Raw genomic sequence first — 19590 nt, 5'->3', positions numbered from 1 at the left:
TAATACTTAAAAAGGAGGAGAGAACCAATGCATGCACTTCATGTCTCAGATCTAACTGTATCTTATGATAAAAAACCTGTTTTGGAAGACGTATCTTTTTCCATTCCGAATGGTTCAATTACAGGGATCATCGGGCCTAACGGCGCAGGAAAATCCACTTTAATAAAATCTATATTGCGGCTAATCCCATCTATTACTGGAGAAGTAAAAGTATATGGGGAACCATATGCGCAACAAAAGAAACTGATCGGTTACGTTCCACAGCGCAGTGAAGTCGACTGGGACTTTCCAACCAATGCGCTTGATGTCGTACTGATGGGAAGGTACCGCCATATCGGCATATTTAAACGGGCCAAAAAAGCGGAAATCACCTGGGCTAGAGAGTGTCTTCAAAAGGTGGGAATGTTGGGTTATGCCGAACGGCAGATTAGCCAACTGTCAGGCGGCCAACAACAGCGTGTCTTCCTGGCACGTGCACTGGCTCAAGATGCCATGGTTTACTTTATGGATGAACCATTTTCCGGAGTTGATGCAGCAACAGAGCGGGCTATTATTCAGTTGATGAAAAATTGGAAGCAGGAAGGTAAGACGGTTATCGTAGTCCACCATGATCTGCAAACAGTAGAAGATTATTTCGACCATGTCTTGCTTCTGAACAAACAGCTAGTAGACTTTGGGGAAACTCCAAAGGTTTTCACACTGGAAAACTTGGAAAAAACCTACGGCGGGAAAATTGCCTTTTTACAAAAAACGCCGAGCACAGAAAAGGAGCATCACGCACATGGACACCTTGCTTTCGAGTCTGAGTAATGCTAATTTCCAATGGGTGTTAGTAGGGAGTCTGCTCTTAGGATTTGCCAGCGGCGTTATTGGTAGCTTTGTATTACTAAAAAAACAAAGTCTAATTAGTGATGCAATGGCCCATGCCGCACTGCCTGGAGTCTGTATTATGTTTCTAATCTTTGAAGTGAAAAGTATACCTATCCTTTTAATTGGAGCAGCCATTACGAGCTTCCTGGCAACCCAAGCTATTCAGTTTATTATTAACAAATCGCGAATAAAAACAGATGCTGCAATTGGGATTATTATCTCTGTATTTTTTGGATTTGGTATTGTATTGCTAACTTATATTCAGCAAAATTCTACCGGTAGCCAAGCGGGTCTGGACACCTTTATCTTTGGGCAGGCAGCATCACTAGTGAAAAGTGATGTTCAGCTTATCACAGGGGGAGCATTCCTTTTAGTATTAATTTCTATGCTCTTCTTTAAAGAATTTAAGCTAACCTTGTTCGATCCACAGTTTGCGAAAGGTATAGGTCTACCTGTTAGCTTTCTAAATGGCTTAATGTTGTTCCTTGTTGTTGCTATCGTTGTAATCGGAATCCAAATGGTTGGGGTCATTTTAATTGCCGCTTTATTAATTACTCCCCCTCTTGCAGCAAGATATTGGACAGAGAGATTGGGTGTGATGGCGATCCTAGCCGGAATATTCGGCGCAATATCTGGAGTGCTCGGGGCAGTTATCAGTACCACGATAGTTGGCTTGCCTACTGGTCCGGTAATCGTACTCAGTGCATCCTTCATCTTTTTTATATCTTTGTTGTTTGGTAAGAAGAAAGGGCTCGTCATAAGGAGGGTTAGACAGGCATGACCTATACATTATGGATTGTAATAACTGGTTGTTTAGTAGGGCTTACATGTGGTGTAACGGGCTCGCTTCTTGTTTTGCGTAAGATGTCCATGATTGCTGATGCGATCAGCCATACAGTACTACTAGGCATAGTCGGTGCCTTCTTTGTAACCCAGTCTCTTAATGGTGTTCCGATGTTAATTGGCGCAGCAATTGTTGGCCTACTTACCGCCTTCTTTGTGGAGACACTACATCGCTCTGGCGTGCAGTCGGATGCAGCAATTGGTGTTGTCTTCACCTCCCTTTTCGCACTTGGGGTAGTACTCATTGCCTTTATTGGCGATCAAGTCCATTTGGATGTACAACATGCCTTGATGGGGGAAATTGCCTTTGTGCCATGGAACACGCTCCAAATTGGGGGAGTTTCCTTGGGCCCTGTAGCTGTTTGGATGCTTGGAGGGGTGCTCTTCGTTAACTTACTTTTAATCGCAATCTTTTACAAAGAAATCAAACTATCTACCTTTGATCCGCAATATGCGCTGCTGATTGGCGTTCCAGTTGTTTTTATTCATTATTTGCTAATGATTATGGTATCCCTGTCAACCGTTGCATCCTTTGACAGTGTAGGTGCTATTCTCGTAGTAGCGATGCTTATCGTACCTGGATCGACGGCCTATCTTTTAACAGACAAATTTTTCACGATGTTGTGGATGAGTGGAGCGATCGGCATTTTATCTGCCTTAATTGGCTATGGAAGCGCCGTATATTTTAATGTTTCAATTGCTGGATCGATGGCTAGTTCTACGGGCATATTATTTATCCTTGCCTTTTTATTCAGTCCAAGGCATGGACTTGTTTTTAAACGATTACGTACAACGTAAATGCATTAGATATATGAGCAAGGCTTTGGCTAAAAACCGGAGCCTTTTTTGACGTGCGCACTTCCTTTTTCGTCTAATTACGAATCGCAAGCTAGGTTGTTTCGCTTTTAATTCTAGGTATGTTTCTATTCAAAAAGGGGAAAATACGGTAATGGAGGGATGACAATGGATCAATACTTAACGATCGAAAAATTTAATAAGTTATTAACGAAGTGGAACGGGAAAAAAGTACGGGTAGTCAAACAGGAAATCGACGACTGTGATGAATTGATTATCGACCTCCGGGCTGTCACCTATGAATCAAATCCCCACCGTCTGGATGAATACACCCCCCTTCATTCCCTACAACTGAATGGGACAGGGCAAGTAGAAAACAGTGCACAGAATATGGAACAGCTCCCTTCTTCTGTTTACGAAATTCCGCTTGAGGATTCTTCGCTGTACCAATTTGATGGCTCCCGCTTTTCTTTAACAACGGACAGAGGTATTTATACTATTGAAGTAATCGAATAGAAACTGCCGTCAGCTTTTTCTATGCTGGCGGCAGTATGTTGCTTATACTAATGCAGGTTTAGTAGTAAAAAATTGCTTCATTGCGTGGTAGACATCCTTTTTTTCTTTTAACACATAATGTCGGAACTTTTCATTCGATATCGTGCTGTATGCTCGCATTAAGGTGGACGGGCGATTATAGCTATTTACTTCACCATATCCGAACATTTGCGATAGATCCATAATTTCATTTACCAACCGAATGCAGGTTGGATTATCAGACGTAATGTTTTCCCCATCAGAAAAATGAAAAGGATAAATATTATAGCTGGATGGTCTGTACGTGTCCTGGATTAGCTCTAAAGCCTTGTAATAAGCAGAGGAACAAATCGTACCACCACTTTCCCCTTTAGAAAAGAAATCCTCTTCTGAAACTACCTTTGCTTCAGTATGGTGGGCGATAAATTCTATCTCTACTGTTTCGTACTTGGAACGAAGAAAACGGGTCATCCAGAAGAAAAAACTACGTGCTACATACTTTTCAAATGTTCCCATAGAAGCACTTGTGTCCATCATTGCAAGTACGACTGCTTTTGACTCAGGCTTCGTCACCTCATTCCACGTTTTAAAACGTAAATCATCATTATATATTGGCATAATGCCAGGTCTTCCTTCTGTAGCATTACGCTTTATGGAAGTAAGAATCGTCCGCTTCTTATCAATATTCCCCATCAATCCTTTTTTCCGGATATCATTAAACTCAATTTTCTCAGTAATGATGTTGTCCTGATCCTTTTGTTCCAAGTCTGGCAGCTCCAATTCCGCAAATAATGCTTCTTCTAATTCTGCCAGAGAAACTTCTGCTTCATAATAATCTGTTCCTGGCTTATCTCCAGCCTTTTTACCCTGACCAGCACCATCTTTACCTTTTTTATTTGGCTCACGGGCGACGACATCTCCAACCTTGCTGTCTCCATTCCCTTGCCCAACATGTTTTGACTTGTCGTAATTATATCTGATCTTATACTCATCCAATGAACGTATTGGTATTTTAATAACATCGCGGCCATTCGACATAATGATACTTTCCTCACTTACTAAATCGGGGAGGTTGTTTTTTATCGCATCTTTTACTTTATCAATATGTCGTTTTTGATCTTGATAGCCTTTGCGATGGAGGGACCAGTTTTCCTGGGAGACAACAAAGGTTTCCTTTTTCTCCTGCATAACCTCTCCTCCTACTAACTTATCAAAGCAATAATGGCTTTCTCTATACTATGCAAAGACAACTTAATTATTGCATTTTTTAAACTTTTTGGACGTATTAATTGGATTGGGGTGCGGCTGGATTAATTTTTCGGGAAGGGCTGGGGGCGATTGGATTGCTATCTTAGTTGATTGGGCCGTTCTCTTGATCGATTGAGTCGCATTCTTGGTTGATTGGGCTGTTCTCTTGATTGATTAGGCTACAATCTTGATCGATTGGATCGCAATCTTGGTTGATTGGGACGCTCTCTTGATTGATTGAGCCGCATTCTTGGTTGATTGGACTGCTTTCTTGATTGATAGAACAACGTTCTTGATCGATTGGACCACATACATGGTTGATTGAATAGCACCTCTTCTCCTACACAAAGCCAAACCCTTGTTTCACAATCTTAAAATTAACCAAAAGGTAAGAATATATAGTGACTACCTACAAGAATCAAATCCTCCCAAAACGTCAGCCTACTTTATAGAGAAGCTTTCCTAACTACATCAAACGAAAAAAGCTTCCTCCTGAAAGTAAATTCAAAAGGAAGCTTTTTTATTTTTAAAACATGTTCATTCTATCTTGCCTGCGCTTTTCTTATCGATTCAACAAGCTTCCCACATACCGCAGTAGCTCATTGGCAGATACAGAGTTGTAGCCATGTTCGTCAATCAGGCGCGAAATGACCTCATTAACCTTTTTCAATTGAGACTCATCTGGTGTTTTCGATGAGGTGGTAATTTTAACAATGTCCTTCAAGTCAGCAAATAATTTCTTTTGGATCGCTTCACGCAAACGATCATGAGAATTGTAGTCGAATCGTTTTCCTTTTCGAGCATATGCAGAAATTCGAATCAAAATCTCTTCCCTGAAAGCCTTTTTCGCATTTTCCGAAATACCAATCTGCTCCTCAATCGAACGCATTAGTTTTTCATCCGGACTCATTTCTTCCCCGGTCAACTGGTCTCGTAGCTTATTCTTATTGCAAAATGCTTCTACATTATCCAAGTAGTTATCCATCAACGTTTTAGCAGATTCTTCATAAGAATAGACAAACGCTTTTTGTACTTCTTTTTTAGCAATCTCGTCGTACTCTTTCCGGGCCACCGATATATAATTCATGTAATCTTCTTTTGCCTCATCTGAAATCGATGCATGCTGATCAAGTCCATCTTTTAACGATCGCAATACATCCAATGCATTAATGGAAGGCACTTCTTTTCTAATAATGGCAGAGGATATACGGTTAATAACATAACGTGGATCAATTCCATTCATGCCCTCAACAGGATATTCTTTTTTTAATTCTTCTACGTCTATCTGACTAAACCCTTCCACATTTTCCCCGTCGTATAGACGCATTTTCTTCACGATATCAACACTTTGTTTCTTAGAATCTTCTAATCTTGTCAATATAGAAAATATCGCTGCAACTCTCAGGGCATGGGGAGCAATATGGACGTGCTTCATGTCACTCTCATTAATCATTTTTTCGTAAATACGTTCTTCCTGACTTACCCGAAGGTTATAAGGAATTGGCATGACAATAATTCGGGAATGAAGTGCCTCGTTCTTCTTATTGGAAATAAAGGAGCGATACTCTGACTCATTTGTATGGGCAACAATTAGTTCGTCAGCACTTATGAGCGCAAATCGTCCGGCTTTAAAGTTACCCTCTTGTGTTAAGGAAAGCAGATGCCAAAGGAACTTCTCATCACATTTTAGCATTTCTTGAAACTCCATCATCCCTCGGTTTGCCTTATTTAATTCCCCATCAAACCGGTATGCACGTGGATCTGACTCAGACCCGTATTCTGCAATCGTAGAGAAATCGATGCTCCCCGTAAGATCTGCAATATCCTGTGATTTGGGATCAGAAGGGCTAAATGTGCCGATTCCAATTCGCTTATCTTCCGAGAGAAAAATCCGTTCTACCAGAACATCTTCAATTTTCCCACCATACTCTTTATCCAGTCGCATTGTATTTAATGGCGACAGACTTCCTTCTATTCTAATCCCATAGTCATCATAAAACTCCTCGCGTAAATGCTTCGGAATTAAATGCAGGGGATCCTCATGCATTGGGCAGCCCTTTATGGCATAAACTGCACCTTCGTCCGTCCTTGAATACTGCTCCAAACCACGCTTTAGCATGGTAACAATGGTAGATTTCCCTCCACTGACCGGTCCCATTAATAATAATATCCGTTTTCGCACATCAAGTCGTTTCGCTGCTGGGTGAAAGTATTCCTCCACTAGTCGTTCAATCGATTCCTCCAGCCCAAAAATCTCTTCCCCAAAGAAGTGGTACATCTTTCTACCATCTCTTTCACTTAAACCGGAGTGCTTTATCATATTGTACACACGCGAATGCGCAGTTTGGGCAACTTCTGGCCGCTCCCTTATGATTGCAAGGTAATCTGCAAACGTGCCTTCCCACTTCAATGTTTTCTCTTCTTCACGATACTGCTTCACTTTGTTTAGTATATCCATTAGGTTCCCTCCATCTAGGGCATGGTTTATACATTTTATGCAGCAGGCTTATTCATCATGCCGGTTTGTTTTCCACAGGTTCATTCGTCCGCTTCACAGAACGGAAAACAAAATAGAAGTACAAGGAACCGACTAGGTAGAGACAGGCCGTAATTGTAAACACATTAGCATAGCCCCAATAGGAGCCATACTTAAGCACAATTCCGGTAGAAACAGGGCCCATAAATGCCCAACCTAAATTGAATACCATCTGGTTTACTGAGTTCGCCAGGCCTTTCATCGAATCGTCCACCTGTGACATCATGAGCGAGGACTGAATTGGGTTCCCAGCGTTCATTAAAGCTTGCCTGAATAAAAACCCAACCGTTGCCAACAGTAAATTATCCGTATAAGCGGTCAATAGCAGGAAAGGCAGTGAAAGGAGTTGTAAGGTGACAACAGCACGTACCTCGCCCATCTTGCTCACAACAAAAGGCCCAACAAACATGGCAATAGCCGTAGCCGCTTGACCGATGGAAATAATCAGACCAACTACAGAATTTGAGGCAGAAAACCTGTCGGCAAAATACAGGTTAAGATATGGAATGACAAGCCCGCTACCGAACCCAATTAATAACTGCGCAATGGCGAAAAGCGCGATAATTTTAAAACCAAACTTATTTTCGCTGACATACTGCTTCATATTGAATTTCTGTTTCTTTTCAGGCTTCGGTTTACGTTGTTCGCTCAGCTTTAATATAGGAAAGAAGGATAGAAAATAAAACAAGCTTCCAATAATTAAGGTATACCGAATACTTTGCAGATCTGTTGTTAAAAGGGAAAACAAATCGGTCAAGGTACCTCCAAGGATACTCCCAATTACATTCGCAACCGTGACAAGTGCAGCATGCAGGCTAAACAGATGCACGCGCTGTTTTAGAGCAGAGTTCTCTGCAAGCCATGGTACCGTAGAAACCTGCAAAAAGGCAGTGAATATCCCTGTAGCAAAACCTGCTACCAGTAACAAAGATTCCAATTCTATAATACTCCGTAAAAAAAGTACCAGCCCTGCTGCGAGGATGCCAAACCCCATAATGCGTTTTCGTCCCAACTTATCACTGAGAAAACCAGCTGGTACGAGAATAATCGCTGTGGCAAGTGCTGTTAGCGCAATGACCTGGCCATTTACATCCTGACTATAGCCAAGCTCCCGTATATAAAAGTTGTAAACAACCATAAAAATCCCCAGACCAACTTGGGAAAAAATATTTGCCAAAATAGCTAGTTTAATATTATTATTGTATGTTTTGAATTGCGTTACCCATTCTTGAATAAATCGCATGATGTTCGCCGCCTTATTATTTCGTGTCCCTAAATATATTAGACACAAATGATAGAAAAGTAAATATAAAATGACTAGATTAACAGAAATTTATTTTTCACGATGGAGAATAATCAGAAATTGTTAGGACCTATTAAAAAGGCAAAACAAAAACCCTGGCAGGCACCAGGGTTCCTTGTTCTTATATATTTTCGATAAATCGACGGATAACATCCACTCCACCAATCAATGTTCCAAGTGAGCTTCCCAAGTTAGTCAATAATATAACCAATAGCACACGGGTTACTTTATTATGGAAAAACCCCTTCACGGTAAATACGTCCTCAGTAAGGGTTTCAAAATCACCCACATTAGGCCTCTTGAAATACGCTTGCACAAAACCAGCAAACCACCCTGCAGCAAGCAGTGGGTTTAAAGAGGTTAGTGGCGCCACGATAAAGGCAGTCAAAATAGCCAGCGGGTGGGCACGTGCGATGATAGCCCCAATAGCCGAAAGGGCACCGTTCCATACGACCCAACTTATTGTTTGCTGCCAACCAGCCGTCGGATTAGCGATAAAGGTGTAGACGATGACCGCCAAAATAATAAATGGGATGGTCCAGCCAATGACTTTGGGCCAAGATGATTTTGCCGGGAGCTCCGTTAGTTTGTTTAAATCATGCTCCCGGTTTATTTCCTCTTTAATCCCTGGCACATGCGCTGCTCCAAGTACGGCAACAATTTTCTTACCAGGTGCATCCTTGATCTTTTGCGATAAATATTGATCGCGTTCATCAATTAAGGGGGTTTTTAACTCTGGAAAATGCTCTGTGAATTCATGAAGAATCGTATTAATCGTATCCTGGTTCTTCATCTTTTCCAGTTCTTCCTCTGAAATGCTTTCCTTACTAAATATGCCTGCGATTACTTGCATCAGTAAGGTAGCCTTCCCTTTAAGACCAATCCCCCGCCAAATACGAGAGAAGGTCGTTTGGATATTGCGATCGGCAAGCACAAGCTCTGCCCCTGTCTCTTTAGCCGATTCAATCCCCTGGATCATTTCCTGCCCCGGATTAATATCAAACTGCTTAGCCATCCTTTTTTGGAATGAAGATATAGCCAAATTCATCAATAATAGCGTGGCCTTCTTTTCCTTAATTATTTTAAAGATGTCCATATTACGCCAGCGGTTTTCATCCTGAATGGATTGGAATCGCTGTTCATCCAGTTCCACACAAACGGCATCTGGGTTTTCTCTTTCAATAACTTCCTTCACTTGCTCTGCGCTGTGTCTAGAAACATGCGCCGTGCCGATAAGGATGAATTCTTTCTCATCTATATGTATTCGCGTTATATTCTCTTCCGTCATGGGTTACCTTCCTTTTATTCCGTATAATTCCATTATACTTGAAACGGATTAAATTTTATAGAGTATCAAGTAAAAGTACAAAGTTCAAATAAAAAAACCCTTGCATTACAAGGTAAATGGTTTTATAATCACTGTATACCTTGTATAACAAGATATAGATGAATGAGGTGAAAAATACTTGTCCACAACACAAATGATGAAGGGGATTCTTGATGGTTGTCTGCTCTCAATCATAAGCGAGAAAGAGGTTTATGGATATGAGTTGGCAGAAAAGCTAGAAGGCTATGGATTCCATTCCTTTAGCGAAGGAACCATCTACCCACTACTACTGCGAATGCAAAAGGAAGAGCTCGTAACATCTACTTTAAAGAAATCTACTGCGGGTCCAAAACGAAAGTATTATACCCTGACACCTAAAGGGGAACAGGAACTAGAAATTTTCATAACCAAGTGGAGCGACCTACAAACGACGGTTAACAACGTTTTAAACAAAAAAATATAGTAAGAGAGGAGAAATCATGGATGAAAGAAGTTATATTGTCTAAAAGAAGCCAGACATTTATTGAAGACTTGCGTGTTTATTTGTTTTCCAGTGGAAAAAAGGAAGAGGAAATCGAGGAAATCGTCACAGAGCTTGAAGATCATTTAATAGAAGCAGAGAAGCGAGGGAAGTCCACCGAGGATATTATCGGCAAATCTCCGAAAACCTACATGCAGCAATTATCAAACGAAATGAAAATTGACTATAAAACATGGATGAAGTATTTTGTGATCATCATTGCCGGCGTCTTTTCGATTTCTATTATTGGTGACATACTTAATGGTCCAATTTCATATTCCTTGTTAGAAATCGGTGGTTCTCTTGTAATTAGTTTGCTTTTTATTATGCTTACCTTCTGGGTATTTAAGCTCGTTTCGTCTCGATCCCTTACTTACGGTATACAAGGACTGTTATTTTTCCTACTCGCAATCGTCCCTCTGGGGTTATTTATTGGACTTGAATTTGCAACTAGATCCATCACCACACCAGTAGTAGAGTTCGGCTTAATTGGAACATGGATAGCCGGTGGCCTCACAGTTGTTTTTCTAATATCCATATCTATATGGGCGAAAACGCTCGTTCTACCAGTAATTGCTGCATTTCTCGTTCTACCAGAATACCTACTTGGATTTACGAGTATGAACGAAGAGACAATGCTAATTTGGAGTACGATCATCACCTATGCTGGAATTGGTGCATATGTTCTATTCACAGCAAAAAAAAGTAAATAGTCGTACATAAACGCATTGCCTCGTTTAGAAACAAAGCAACAGAATTGAAGAATATAAATTATGGGAGGACTAATTATGTCCACAGATGTTATTACAATAATATCTCTCATTTCGATTGTTATATGGATTGCAGCGTCTCGAGAGCTTTTAAATCCAAAAAAAGAGATAAGTAAAAGAAAAATAATAACGTTAATGTATGCAGGTTGCTTATCGACTCTAATACTAACCATTTCTCTTTTCCAAAATATGCAGGCATAATTTGCAGGTGCTGCGTTTAAACAGCTCGCAGCACCTGGTAAGATAAGGTATACTTTAGAAGAACGACATTTGAGGAGTGATAACATGAGTAGATCAAAAGCACAAAAATATCGGCAAAAGCAGATAAGGGAAGGTAGAATGGATCCAGCAAAGTTACGCAGTCCATATACTGAGCTAGATCTCCAAACAAGAAAAACCAAGACAAAAAAAGACCATCTATATCGTACGAAACACCAGAATCGTTATCCAGATCATCAAGGAGACGGTTCTTTTTTATGCCTTTTTTCAGAAAAACCCTTACCTTTTATGAAACCCACACCCAACAAAGGATTGTACTTTCATATATTGGTAGAGAATGCGTGCATGTCGACCCTCTTTCGTGTATGGATTAATTTTTTTAGCTAACCGTTCCATAAACACGCGATCACACATACAGTTCGGCCCACCATAATGTTTATAGCAACGATCGTGTTCTCGACATGCAGCATCAACCGCATTAATTGGCGGTCCCGGTCCGCTACACCCCGGACCACAGTACCTATATCCTTTCGGGAAACAAATCCCCCTGCAACTCCTCCCTCTCACTATTGCCACCTCCTTTGTACAAGGTATTCCATAAGGCAACAGAAGGTATATGCAGCTTTCACACTTCTAGAAATTTTTAACATATTGTTTACACTAACTGTAAATTGGCTTAATAATTGCTTGTTATATTAAAGAGGCACAAAACATTTATCATGTGGAGGTAGAATATGCTTAAAAAGTTTGCAACATTAGGTTTAACTGTCGGACTAGCTGCTGGAATTCTAAGTGGGTGTGGAGATTCTGGAGAGGCAGAGGGGTCAAGTAGCTACAAACCAGAGGAATTAACTGTTCAATTCGTTCCATCTCAAAACGCAGATACATTGGAAGCGAAGGCAAAACCACTGGAAGAGTTGCTTTCCGAGAGACTGGATATCCCAGTTAAAGTTAGTGTATCAACCAACTACAATACAATCATTGAAGCAATGGACTCTAAAAAAGTTGATGTGGGCTTCTTACCACCAACAGCTTACGTACTTGCAAAAGATAAAGGTGCCGCAGAGGTAATGCTCCAGGCACAACGCTACGGAGTAGAAGACGAAACGGGACAACCAACAGATGAACTTGTTGATTTTTATAAATCTATCTTTGTTGTAAAAAAGGATTCTGGTATTGAAAGTCTTGAAGATTTAAAAGGAAAGAAAATTGCCTTCCAGGATGTTACATCATCAGCAGGCTATGTATGGCCGGCCGCATCATTGATGGATGCTGGGTTGGATCCACTTGAAGATGTAGAGGGAATTACAGTAAAAGGGCATGACCAAGGAATTATTTCCGTATTAAACGGTGACGTTGACGCGGCTGTTGTATTCCAGGATGCACGTAATACCGTTGCTGGCGATTATCCAGAAGTATTTGATGAAACCGAGATTATTGAATTCACCGAAGGCATTCCAAACGACACTGTTGCTGTAAGATCTGATATGGACCAAGAATGGATAGATAAGATCACCGAAGCATTTATTGACATTGGAAAAGACGAAGAAGGACATGAAATTATTAAAGAGATTTATACACATGAAGGCTATGTAGAATCAGAAGATAGCAATTTCGATATCGTTCGCGATTACGCAGAAAAGGTAAAGACGGAATAGCATTTACATCATCCACCTATATGCTTAAAACGTAGCCAGGCGATCCTTCGTCCTGGCTACCTATTTCTAAAGAAAGTTGGTTTTAACATGATAGAGTTTAAAAATGTATCCAAAACGTATCCTAATGGCACAAAGGGATTGAAGGATATCAATGTTACCATCAATCCGGGAGAGTTTGTCGTTATTGTTGGTTTGTCTGGGGCAGGGAAATCCACGTTTTTACGCTCCATTAATCGATTGCATGAAGTTACCGAAGGGGAAATCTTTGTTGGAGGAACTTCGATTACAAAAGCAAACGGGAAGCAATTAAGGAGAATGCGTCGTGACATCGGCATGATTTTCCAACAGTTTAACCTAGTAAAACGAACAACGGTTATAAATAACGTTCTGTCTGGACGTGTTGGCTATCATTCTACCTTCCGTACCATGCTTGGTATTTATCCAAAGGCCGATACGGAGCTTGCCTTACAATCTCTTGAACGCGTGAACCTTGTAGAGAAAGCTTATACTAGGTCTGATCAGCTTTCTGGTGGACAGCAACAGCGTGTTTCCATCGCCCGCACACTTGCCCAGGAGGCAAAGGTGATTTTGGCTGATGAACCAGTAGCTTCACTTGATCCTTTGACTACAACGCAAGTGATGGATGATTTGAAGAAGATCAATCAAGAGCTTGGTATTACCACAATAGTAAACTTACACTTCATCGATATAGCAAGACAATACGCCACCAGAATTATCGGCCTGAATGCCGGAGAAATTGTATTTGATGGACCGGTAGAAGAGGCAACAGATCAAAAATTAGCAGAAATTTATGGCCAAAAGTTAGAAACCACTGAGGAAGAAGCAAAAGAGGTGCCTTATGTCGCAACTAGCTGAACCTTTACGTCCGACACCACCAAGAAAACTAAAGCTTTACTTCACCATCTTCTTACTAGCACTTTTTCTTTTTGCAAGTGCCTACCAAACGAATAGCACTTTCTCAGAGTTATTAACAGGCTTACCAAATATGACGGGGCTCCTTGTGGATATGGTACCACCAAACTGGGCTTATATTAATAACATCACACCAGCAATGCTGGAAACAATTCGTATGGCCGTAGTAGGAACAACCATTGGAGCAGTATTCGCAATCCCAATTGCGCTTTTCTCTGCAAGTAACGTCTTTCAAAGCTTTTGGATTTGGTATCCGGTTCGTTTTGTGCTTAACCTTGTGCGTACGATTCCTGAACTTTTACTTGCTGCAATCTTTGTAGCCATCTTTGGTTTAGGTCCCTTGCCTGGGATTTTTGCATTGGGGATTTTTTCTGTTGGAATTATTGCTAAACTAACATACGAGGCGATTGAATCGATTGATAAAGGACCACTGGAGTCTATGACAGCTGTTGGAGCAAATAAGCTGCAATGGATTCGCTGTGCGGTTATCCCACAGATTTCCGCTCACTTTATTACATATGTACTGTACACGTTTGAAGTAAACATACGTGCCGCAGCAATTCTCGGCCTTGTTGGTGCCGGAGGAATCGGTCTTTACTACGACCGTACGCTTGGTTTCTTGGAATACGATAAGGTAAGTACGATTATTCTCTTTACTCTAGTTGTTGTGCTTATCATTGACTACTTTAGTGGAAAGCTTAGGGAGAAATTACTATGATTCGACCACAAAAACCGAAGAAGAAAATTGGACTATATATATTAATCTATGGATCGCTTTTACTACTTTACATATGGGCATTTTCCGGTGTTCCCATGGATGGCTTTAAAGATACTGCCGGTCAGATCTCAAAAGCTATTTTTAGTGGGATATTTTCACCAGACTGGGATTATGTTTACTTGCCTGAGGGCGAGGATCTACTCCGTGGGCTGCTCGACACCTTAGCAATAGCAGTGCTAGGAACGTTTATATCTGCTATATTATGTATTCCGTTCGCCTTTTGGGCATCAAAGAATATGAATCGAGCGAGATTTACGACAGGCACTGGGAAATTTATGCTTAGTTTTATCCGTACTTTCCCCGAGCTAGTAATGGCACTCCTGTTTATTAAAGCAGTAGGACCAGGCTCATTTGCAGGGGTTTTAGCTTTAGGCCTTCACTCCATTGGAATGCTAGGAAAATTATTTTCTGAGGAAGTTGAAGTAATTGACCCCGGCCCGTCCGAAGCCTTGGCTGCTACAGGTGCGAACAAAATTCAGACACTTCGTTTAGCTGTTCTCCCTCAAGTACTGCCGGGATTCATATCCTATACATTGTACCGCTTTGAGATTAACCTACGTTCGGCAAGCATTCTTGGCATCATCGGCGCTGGTGGAATTGGAACACCATTAATTTTCGCCATGCAGTCGAGAGATTGGGAGCGAGTGGGCATTATTCTACTCGGTATTATCGTAATGGTCGTGCTCGTTGATATGATATCAGGATTCTTGCGTAAGCGAGTGGTATGAAATTTAGTATTTTGAGGAGCAGCACCGAACGATGGTGCTGCTTTTTTCTTGGGGTTAACTCTCAAGTACTTCTAGAAACGCTCTCATAGAAGGAGAGACCCATTTATTTTTATGCATAGCGGTAAATATCCCCACCTGTTCACGTTTGGAGTTGTGTACTTCCTGCAGGTCTCCACTTTTCATGAAATTTTCCACTGTAAATGTAGGTAGCATCGCGTTTCCTAGCCCACATAGTACGCTTTGCTTGATGGCTTCAACACTGGGCAACTCAACTCGTGATATAAACTCTTTTCCTACTCCCTTTAAATACTCCTCTACTAACGGCCGCCAACTGCACGTATATTCCGTTACAAGCATGGTATCTGGCATTATAGCAGCATCAGCTGTAACGTGGATAAGTTCATCTTTTTTAATCAGGTTTGTTACTAACTCAGTAGGATTGAAATTTAACGTTTCGACCAAAATTGCTGCATCTATATCCCCTTTCTTTAATTGGCCGGTGAGATTATCATATTGAATAGATTTCATGGTCAGTTCCACAAGTGGATATTTTTCGCGAAATCTTTTGATGATCGTAGGAAGCCAGTAGATCATTAATGATTCACTAGCTCCTATAGTCAGCTGTCCAGAAGGCTCTGTGGTATTCTGAATGGCTTCCTTTGATTTAGCATAGAGCCTGACGATTTTCTCTGCATAGGGAAGGAATTTCTTCCCTGCTTCTGTTAAAACCATCTTCCTCCCCAGGCGATCAAAAATAGGTGTCCCTAATTCCTGCTCCAAGTCTTTCATATGTGCAGTAATCGATGACTGCGCATACCCCAATTCACCTGCTGCTTTTTTGTATCCATCCAATTCAACAATCGTTATAAAAGTTATTAACTGTCTAAGCTCCATTTTGCATCCCTCTCCAAAGTTCAATATTATTGAACTATAATATCAAAAACATCCGTTTTACTGAACTATATATATACTATATGATGGAATTAGCAATAACACAAGGAGCTGAGTATCTATGAAGATTATGACACTATTGGGTAGTTCACGCAGGGATGGCAATACGGAGTATCTTGTTAATAAAGCTGTAGAAGGAATTAAACATACAGAGATCTACTTGCGTGAAAAGCAGATTGAACCTATTATAGATCAACGCCATGTACCAAGTGGATTTGATAAGGTAGAGGATGACTATGAAGCGTTGTTCTTTGAATTTCTGGAGCAGGATATTATCATTTTTGTAACACCATTGTACTGGTTTGGGATGTCAGCTCAGATGAAAGCATTCATTGATAGGTGGAGCCAATATATGCAGGACAAACGGATAAATTTTAAAGAAGCAATGAAGGGTAAAAAAATATATGTCATCACAGCAGGAGAAAATCCTCACCCTAGAACAGCTGCTCTTCCTTTAATATTACAGTTTCAAGCAATTTGTGAGTATTTGGGGATGGAGTTTGCCGATTATATTATCGCCAAAGGAAACAAACCAAAAGAAGTGGTACAAGACACCATGGCACTTGCAAAAGCCTCTCTGTGGAATGAAGAGCTAAAGAATACAAAATAAATAACTCTTTCCATGTCTCCTAAAGAAACGAAGCAAGATCCCTCCTACATATTATTCATTATGAACCTCATAGAATTAAGATCAACTCAGCCAAAACAGGGGACGGCTATCCGATTGCTATTCGAAAGATATATAGCAAGGTTCCTTTATGTAGTGGTAGCCCTTTAACGGAATATAGTGAGGAAGCGCGGCATGTATTGCAAGATTTAAAAGACCTGGCATTTGATTTAGAAGTATCGATTGCCCCCTCTGTTCATGCCTTAACAGATAAATAAGGCTCCCTAAGTAATTAGGGAGCCTCCTTATATTAAAAGTTAAACGTATCTGGATCGGGACCTACCCGAAGATTTTCATTTAGAGCATTTATGGATTCCATATCTTTTCCTGATAATTTGAAATCAAACACATCACCGTTTGCAATAATTCGGCGCTCCTTCGTGGATTTTGGTATTGTTGCTATTCCACTCTGCAGATCCCAGCGAATAATCACCTGTGCAACAGACTTGCCGTGCTTCACTGCAATCTCTTGAAGCAACGGATGATCTAGAAGTTGGCCTTGCATAAGTGGGGACCATGCCTGTAACTGAATAGCATTTTCTTTACTGTAACGACGTAACTCTCCTTGAGTTAGTTTCGGGTGGTGTTCGACTTGATTGATCATTGGCTTAACCTCACTTACTTTAGCCAAATCTTCCAGATGGTGTACTTGGAAATTACTCACTCCAATGGCCCTAATAAGCCCTTGCTTATACAGGTCCTCCAACGCTCGCCACGCTTCCTTGTATTGATCGACGCCAGGCCAATGGATGAGATAAAGATCAAGGTAATCTAATCCTAGTTTTTCCAATGATTCATGAAAAGCTGAAATGGTCTCATCATAACTTAGCCCGTCATTCCATACCTTGGAGGTGATAAATAGCTCTTCTCTGCTAATAGCCGTTTCCTGAAGTCCTTCCTGAATGCCCTGGCCAACTCCAGCCTCATTTCCATAAATAGCCGCTGTATCAATTAGGCGATACCCATTCTTTATAGCTGCCTTTACAGCTTGCACAAGCTCTGGCCCTTCTTCTACTTTAAAGACACCTAAACCGAGCCAAGGCAATTCCACATCATTTTGTAATGTCAGCTTACTTTGTAAATTTTCCATTTAAATTCCATCTCCTTTTTTTAACTACCCTTCTGTAATGATTCTTCCTTTGCTACATCGTTGTTTTCAAGCTTTCGACTGTAAGCTGTCAGCAACACTGCTCCTGTGACCATTAATCCACCGATCCAACCTGTGTGCAATAGACCAATTGAGTCCGTAATTATTCCACCTAAGAAGGAACCAATTGCGATACCAGCATTAAATGCAGCAATGTTAATCGCTGAAGCTACATCAACCCCACCAGGAACAAATCGCTCTGCAAGCATCACCACATACACTTGAAGTCCTGGCACATTCATAAACGCAAATAACCCCATAAGCATGATGGTGATCAACCCTGCCACTTTGAAAGGTGCAGTGAAGGTTAGAAGAAAAAGGACTACCGCTTGAAATATGAACATAAAGAATAGGGACTTTATCGGGTTTTTGTTGGATAATTTCCCTCCAATCATATTCCCTACAGCTATGGCCACTCCATAAAGGAGAAGTAAAACAGCTACCACTTCACTAGAAAATCCTGTTACCTCCTGAAGCAATGGGGAAAGATAGGTAAAGACCACAAATGTCCCACCATAACCTAAAGCTGTAATGACAAAGACAAGCAGTAGTCGACCATTGGTAATGAGCTTCCATTGATCACCAAACGTTGACTTGGTTCCACGTTTCAAATTGGCTGGAACCAGGATACTATTAGCCACAAATGCTACGATTCCTATTCCTACGATCGTTAAAAAGGCCAATCGCCAACCAAATTGCTGACCAAGAAATGTTCCGATCGGGACACCTGTAACTGTCGCTACTGTAAGCCCAGTAAACATAATAGATATCGCACTCGCACGCCGGTCTGGTGTTACAAGACTTGCGGCAATTACCGATCCAATCGACATAAATAAACCATGGGAAAAAGCAGATATCACCCTTGCTACAAGCAGCACGCCAATACTGGTTGCTCCTGCCGCGACACTATTTCCCACAATAAAAATGATCATAATGCCTAACAGCAATGCCTTTCTGGACATAGTGGATGTCAACGCTGTAAGAATTGGAGCACCAAACGTTACGCCAAGTGCATATAAGGAAACCGTTAAACCAGCTGTGGTAACGGATATTTCTAAATCATCCGCAATAAGCGGGAGAAGACCGACACTAATAAATTCTGTCGTTCCAATAGCAAATGCACTAACCGCCAAGGCCATTAATGCGAAAAAGCTTCTTTTCTTATCTAAAGCCATAAAATGACCTCCTGTATTTAAATTTTTAAAAAAAGATGGTAAATTGTTGCCGGCAAATGATATTATGTAACATACAGGTATAAAAGAAAAGAACGCACTTTAAAGTGCTATAGATACTTTTTTGTAATGTAGGTACTTTTTAGTACCTATAAGAAGGAGGCAAATAATGAAGAAGAAAAAATACAATATATCAGTAGAAGCCACATTGGAGGTTATCGGCGGAAAATGGAAGTGTGTCATTCTATGTCATCTAACACATGGGAAAAAGCGCACGAGTGAACTTAAGCGATTAATGCCAACTATTACGCAAAAAATGTTAACTCAACAGCTCCGCGAACTAGAAGAGGACGGTATTATCAACCGGATCATATACAACCAGGTGCCCCCAAAAGTAGAGTATGAGCTAAGCGAGTACGGACGTAGCCTTGAAGTGATTCTTGATTCATTATGTGCATGGGGCGAAACCCACATTACGAAGGTATATGGAGATAAAACTGAAGTACTTGAAGAAAGCATCTTGAATAACTAGGAACAAAAGTGCAAGCACCCGTTTAGAGACGTACGGACTGGACTGAGCCACAGGAGATA

General features: G+C 40.9%; 23 protein-coding genes. 14 read left to right on the top strand and 9 right to left on the bottom strand.

Annotated features, from left to right (window positions below):
* Positions 1-27 precede the first annotated feature (27 nt).
* The 4 genes from K3T81_RS00915 (at position 28) to ymzB (ending at position 3024) form a co-directional block, all read left to right on the top strand.
* Positions 28-810, top strand: a complete 783-nt coding sequence (locus tag K3T81_RS00915) for a metal ABC transporter ATP-binding protein (protein WP_238017575.1) — start codon at positions 28-30, stop codon at positions 808-810.
* Positions 782-1651, top strand: coding sequence for a metal ABC transporter permease (locus K3T81_RS00910; protein WP_238017574.1), 870 nt, complete (start codon positions 782-784; stop codon positions 1649-1651). Before K3T81_RS00915 ends, K3T81_RS00910 begins: the two co-directional genes overlap by 29 nt.
* Complete coding sequence (locus tag K3T81_RS00905) at positions 1648-2511, top strand: metal ABC transporter permease (RefSeq protein WP_238017572.1); 864 nt, start codon at positions 1648-1650, stop codon at positions 2509-2511. Before K3T81_RS00910 ends, K3T81_RS00905 begins: the two co-directional genes overlap by 4 nt.
* A gap of 165 nt (positions 2512-2676) precedes the next feature.
* Positions 2677-3024: a protein YmzB gene (gene ymzB, locus K3T81_RS00900; protein WP_238017570.1), complete on the top strand. Its 348-nt coding sequence runs from the start codon at positions 2677-2679 to the stop codon at positions 3022-3024.
* A gap of 42 nt (positions 3025-3066) precedes the next feature.
* On the opposite strand, the gene yhbH is transcribed toward ymzB, so the two are convergent.
* Both yhbH and K3T81_RS00890 read right to left on the bottom strand, forming a co-directional pair.
* A complete protein-coding gene (gene yhbH, locus K3T81_RS00895) occupies positions 3067-4230 on the bottom strand; it encodes a sporulation protein YhbH (RefSeq protein ID WP_238017567.1) in 1164 nt (387 codons plus the stop codon).
* A 234-nt stretch (positions 4231-4464) separates the two neighbouring features.
* Entirely contained in the window at positions 4465-4638 is a 174-nt protein-coding gene (locus K3T81_RS00890) for a hypothetical protein (protein ID WP_238017565.1), read from the bottom strand.
* 10 nt (positions 4639-4648) lie between these two features.
* Here K3T81_RS00890 and K3T81_RS00885 point away from each other — a divergent pair, with 10 nt between their 5' ends.
* Positions 4649-4756 (top strand): DUF3221 domain-containing protein, encoded by a 108-nt coding sequence (locus K3T81_RS00885; protein ID WP_202606424.1) that lies wholly within the window; start codon positions 4649-4651, stop codon positions 4754-4756.
* Between the two features lie 96 nt (positions 4757-4852).
* Here the strand turns inward: K3T81_RS00885 and K3T81_RS00880 are convergent, their stop codons facing one another.
* From K3T81_RS00880 to K3T81_RS00870, 3 genes are all read right to left on the bottom strand, one after another.
* Positions 4853-6748, bottom strand: coding sequence for a PrkA family serine protein kinase (locus K3T81_RS00880; RefSeq protein WP_238017562.1), 1896 nt, complete (start codon positions 6746-6748; stop codon positions 4853-4855).
* A 55-nt stretch (positions 6749-6803) separates the two neighbouring features.
* A complete protein-coding gene (locus K3T81_RS00875) occupies positions 6804-8069 on the bottom strand; it encodes an MFS transporter (protein ID WP_238017559.1) in 1266 nt (421 codons plus the stop codon).
* A 181-nt stretch (positions 8070-8250) separates the two neighbouring features.
* Complete coding sequence (locus K3T81_RS00870) at positions 8251-9417, bottom strand: TraB/GumN family protein (protein ID WP_238017556.1); 1167 nt, start codon at positions 9415-9417, stop codon at positions 8251-8253.
* Between the two features lie 193 nt (positions 9418-9610).
* Here K3T81_RS00870 and K3T81_RS00865 point away from each other — a divergent pair, with 193 nt between their 5' ends.
* The 3 genes from K3T81_RS00865 to K3T81_RS00855 all read left to right on the top strand — a co-directional run bounded on the left by K3T81_RS00865 (position 9611) and on the right by K3T81_RS00855 (position 10947).
* On the top strand, positions 9611-9919 hold the full coding sequence (locus tag K3T81_RS00865; RefSeq protein ID WP_238017953.1) for a PadR family transcriptional regulator: 309 nt from the start codon (positions 9611-9613) through the stop codon (positions 9917-9919).
* A 20-nt stretch (positions 9920-9939) separates the two neighbouring features.
* Positions 9940-10689: an HAAS domain-containing protein gene (locus K3T81_RS00860; protein ID WP_238017554.1), complete on the top strand. Its 750-nt coding sequence runs from the start codon at positions 9940-9942 to the stop codon at positions 10687-10689.
* Positions 10690-10764: 75 nt separating this feature from the next.
* A complete protein-coding gene (locus K3T81_RS00855; RefSeq protein ID WP_238017552.1) occupies positions 10765-10947 on the top strand; it encodes a hypothetical protein in 183 nt (60 codons plus the stop codon).
* Positions 10948-11244: 297 nt separating this feature from the next.
* Here K3T81_RS00855 and K3T81_RS00850 read toward each other — a convergent pair whose 3' ends face one another.
* Positions 11245-11532: a phospholipase gene (locus tag K3T81_RS00850; protein ID WP_238017550.1), complete on the bottom strand. Its 288-nt coding sequence runs from the start codon at positions 11530-11532 to the stop codon at positions 11245-11247.
* Between the two features lie 167 nt (positions 11533-11699).
* Between K3T81_RS00850 and K3T81_RS00845 the strand changes: the two genes are divergently transcribed.
* The 4 genes from K3T81_RS00845 (at position 11700) to phnE (K3T81_RS00830) (ending at position 15062) form a co-directional block, all read left to right on the top strand.
* The gene (locus K3T81_RS00845; RefSeq protein ID WP_238017548.1) at positions 11700-12623 is read left to right on the top strand and encodes a phosphate/phosphite/phosphonate ABC transporter substrate-binding protein; all 924 of its coding nucleotides are present in this window, start codon (positions 11700-11702) and stop codon (positions 12621-12623) included.
* Between the two features lie 87 nt (positions 12624-12710).
* Positions 12711-13499 (top strand): phosphonate ABC transporter ATP-binding protein, encoded by a 789-nt coding sequence (gene phnC, locus K3T81_RS00840; RefSeq protein WP_238017546.1) that lies wholly within the window; start codon positions 12711-12713, stop codon positions 13497-13499.
* Positions 13483-14274: a phosphonate ABC transporter, permease protein PhnE gene (phnE, locus tag K3T81_RS00835; RefSeq protein WP_238017544.1), complete on the top strand. Its 792-nt coding sequence runs from the start codon at positions 13483-13485 to the stop codon at positions 14272-14274. Before phnC ends, phnE (K3T81_RS00835) begins: the two co-directional genes overlap by 17 nt.
* Positions 14271-15062 (top strand): phosphonate ABC transporter, permease protein PhnE, encoded by a 792-nt coding sequence (phnE, locus tag K3T81_RS00830; protein ID WP_238017542.1) that lies wholly within the window; start codon positions 14271-14273, stop codon positions 15060-15062. The genes phnE (K3T81_RS00835) and phnE (K3T81_RS00830) overlap by 4 nt, the downstream gene beginning before the upstream one ends.
* Before the next feature lie 54 nt (positions 15063-15116).
* Here the strand turns inward: phnE (K3T81_RS00830) and K3T81_RS00825 are convergent, their stop codons facing one another.
* On the bottom strand, positions 15117-15956 hold the full coding sequence (locus K3T81_RS00825) for a LysR family transcriptional regulator (protein ID WP_238017540.1): 840 nt from the start codon (positions 15954-15956) through the stop codon (positions 15117-15119).
* A 118-nt stretch (positions 15957-16074) separates the two neighbouring features.
* Here K3T81_RS00825 and K3T81_RS00820 point away from each other — a divergent pair, with 118 nt between their 5' ends.
* Positions 16075-16623, top strand: a complete 549-nt coding sequence (locus K3T81_RS00820) for a flavodoxin family protein (RefSeq protein ID WP_249226000.1) — start codon at positions 16075-16077, stop codon at positions 16621-16623.
* 307 nt (positions 16624-16930) lie between these two features.
* On the opposite strand, the gene K3T81_RS00815 is transcribed toward K3T81_RS00820, so the two are convergent.
* Both K3T81_RS00815 and K3T81_RS00810 read right to left on the bottom strand, forming a co-directional pair.
* Positions 16931-17770 (bottom strand): aldo/keto reductase, encoded by an 840-nt coding sequence (locus K3T81_RS00815; RefSeq protein ID WP_238017537.1) that lies wholly within the window; start codon positions 17768-17770, stop codon positions 16931-16933.
* Between the two features lie 20 nt (positions 17771-17790).
* A complete protein-coding gene (locus K3T81_RS00810) occupies positions 17791-19002 on the bottom strand; it encodes an MFS transporter (protein WP_238017534.1) in 1212 nt (403 codons plus the stop codon).
* A 166-nt stretch (positions 19003-19168) separates the two neighbouring features.
* On the opposite strand from K3T81_RS00810, the gene K3T81_RS00805 reads away from it, so the two are divergent.
* Positions 19169-19531, top strand: a complete 363-nt coding sequence (locus K3T81_RS00805; protein WP_106898262.1) for a winged helix-turn-helix transcriptional regulator — start codon at positions 19169-19171, stop codon at positions 19529-19531.
* The last annotated feature ends 59 nt before the right edge of the window (positions 19532-19590 follow it).

The organism is Oceanobacillus jordanicus (assembly GCF_022095695.1).
Taxonomy (GTDB): domain Bacteria; phylum Bacillota; class Bacilli; order Bacillales; family Amphibacillaceae; genus Oceanobacillus_B; species Oceanobacillus_B jordanicus.
Note: the sequence above shows the minus strand (reverse complement) of the source record. Positions and strands in the feature narration are given on the sequence as shown.